At 70.4% G+C, this 1313-nt stretch carries 2 protein-coding genes; both read left to right on the forward strand.

Translation table 11 applies throughout. From position 1 onward, the window contains the following. On the forward strand, window positions 1–917 hold a 917-nt coding region (locus ABZ833_RS35495; RefSeq protein ID WP_361055800.1), incomplete at its 5' end, for a carboxyl transferase domain-containing protein. A gap of 32 nt (window positions 918–949) precedes the next feature. Then, complete coding sequence (locus tag ABZ833_RS35500) at window positions 950–1147, forward strand: acyl-CoA carboxylase subunit epsilon (protein ID WP_249587538.1); 198 nt, start codon at window positions 950–952, stop codon at window positions 1145–1147. Window positions 1148–1313: the final 166 nt, after the last annotated feature.

Below are 1313 nucleotides of genomic sequence, written 5' to 3' on the forward strand. Positions count from 1 at the left end.
GCCTGGGCGGCGCGGACGTGCACGCCGAGACGTCGGGCGTGTGTCACTTCGCGTACGACGACGAGGAGACCTGCCTCGCCGAGGTCCGCTACCTCATCGCGATGCTCCCCTCGAACAACCGCGAGAACCCGCCCACCCACGAGTCGGACGACCCGGCGGACCGCCGCTCGGACGTCCTGCTCGACCTGGTCCCGGCGGACGGCAACCGTCCGTACGACATGGCCAAGGTCATCGAGGAGCTCGTCGACGACGGCGACTTCCTGGAGGTCCACGAGCGCTGGGCCCGCAACATCATCTGCGCCCTGGCCCGCCTCGACGGCAAGGTGGTCGGCATCGTCGCCAACCAGCCGCAGTCCCTGGCCGGGGTCCTGGACATCGAGGCCTCCGAGAAGGCGGCCCGCTTCGTCCAGATGTGCGACGCTTTCAATATCCCGATCGTGACGCTGCTCGACGTTCCGGGCTTCCTGCCGGGCGTGGACCAGGAGCACGGCGGGATCATCCGGCACGGCGCGAAGCTCCTGTACGCGTACTGCAACGCCACCGTGCCGCGGATCTCGCTGATCCTGCGCAAGGCGTACGGCGGCGCGTACATCGTCATGGACTCCCAGTCGATCGGCGCCGACCTGACCTACGCGTGGCCGACCAACGAGATCGCGGTGATGGGCGCCGAAGGTGCCGCCAACGTCATCTTCCGCCGTCAGATCGCGGCCGCCGAGGACCCCGAGGCCATGCGGCAGAAGATGGTCAAGGAGTACAAGGCCGAGCTGATGCACCCCTACTACGCCGCCGAGCGAGGCCTGGTCGACGACGTGATCGACCCCGCCGCCACGCGTGAGGTGCTGATCAGCTCCCTCGCGATGCTCCGCAACAAGCATGCTGACCTGCCGTCGCGCAAGCACGGCAACCCCCCGCAGTAATCCTGCAGTAGCCCACAAGGAGAACGCTGCACATGACTACGCCTGACATCCGCGTCGAGAAGGGCCACGCCGAGCCCGAGGAGGTCGCCGCCATCACGGCGATCCTGCTCGCCCGTAGCGCCGCTGCCACCGCGCAGGCGCCCGCGCCCCGCCGTGGCCGCGACAAGGCCGGCTGGCGCCGCCTGGAGCGCAGCCCGGGCTTCCGCGCCCCGCACAGCTGGCAGGGCTAGCCCCGCCGTCCCACGCACCCAGCAGGGCCCCGCACCGACTTCCGGTGCGGGGCCCTGCTTTGTCCCCCGGGCCACTCGCCCTCGTCTGCAGCCCGCCTCACCTTCAAGCCCGCCGCTCCGCGGCGGATCCTTCCCGCCCACCCACCCGATCACCCCGCGGCGCAAC

Origin of the sequence: Streptomyces sp. NPDC047525 (assembly GCF_040643025.1) — a bacterium.
GTDB classification, from domain to species: Bacteria; Actinomycetota; Actinomycetes; order Streptomycetales; family Streptomycetaceae; genus Streptomyces; species Streptomyces durmitorensis.

What these genes read in the sequence shown, in the direction of transcription:
- ABZ833_RS35500 (WP_249587538.1), top strand. Translation starts at nt 950, where the DNA reads ATGACTACGCCTGACATCCGCGTCGAGAAGGGCCACGCCGAGCCCGAG.